Genomic DNA, 691 nt, shown 5'->3' with positions numbered 1-691 from the left:
TTGCGCAATTCGCAGCTTTTCGCCGCGCTCGACACGATCGTGCGCGAAGCCGGCGGACGCATCTATCCGGCCAAGGACGCGCACATGTCGGGCGCCGATTTTCGCGCCGCTTATCCTCGATGGCAGCAGCTCGAATCGCTTCGCGATCCGGCCATGCTGTCGCATTTCTGGAAACGAATGACCGGCCTATGAAGAACATCGTCATCGTGGGCGCTACGTCCGCCATTGCCATCGCCTGCGCGCGCGAATGGGCCGCGAAAGGCGCGCGCTTCTTTCTCGTCGCGCGCAATCGGGAACGCATGGAGCAGGTCGCCGCCGATCTAAGCGCGCGCGGGGCGGCGTCGGCTGCCGTATATCAACTCGATATCGACAGGCTCGACGATCACGCCGCGATGCTCGCCGACTGCGCCGCGCAGATGGATTCCATCGATATCGTGCTGGTCGCGTCGGGCACGCTGCCGGATCAGGCCGCGTGCCAGAGCGATCCCGCCGTCGCGGTGCGGGAGTTTCACACCAATGCGCTTTCGCTCATCGCTCTGCTCACGCCGATCGCCAACCGGCTCGAAGCGCAGCGGCACGGCACGCTCGCGGTGATTTCATCGGTGGCGGGAGATCGCGGGCGTCCGTCGAATTATCTGTACGGCAGCGCGAAGGCCGCATTGCAGGCGTTTCTCGAAGGCTTGCGAGCGCG

The 691-nt window shown here is 65.0% G+C and carries 1 protein-coding gene and 1 pseudogene; both read left to right on the top strand.

What is annotated here, in order from left to right; translation table 11 throughout:
* Positions 1-192 (top strand): annotated as a pseudogene (locus AWB82_RS36725) (FAD-binding protein); the annotation flags it as partial.
* The coding region (locus AWB82_RS36720) for an SDR family NAD(P)-dependent oxidoreductase (RefSeq protein ID WP_086974113.1) at positions 189-691 on the top strand (503 nt) is incomplete at its 3' end. The pseudogene AWB82_RS36725 and the gene AWB82_RS36720, both read left to right, overlap by 4 nt.

Source organism: Caballeronia glebae (assembly GCF_001545035.1).
In the GTDB taxonomy this organism is placed as follows: domain Bacteria; phylum Pseudomonadota; class Gammaproteobacteria; order Burkholderiales; family Burkholderiaceae; genus Caballeronia; species Caballeronia glebae.
Note: the sequence above shows the minus strand (reverse complement) of the source record. Positions and strands in the feature narration are given on the sequence as shown.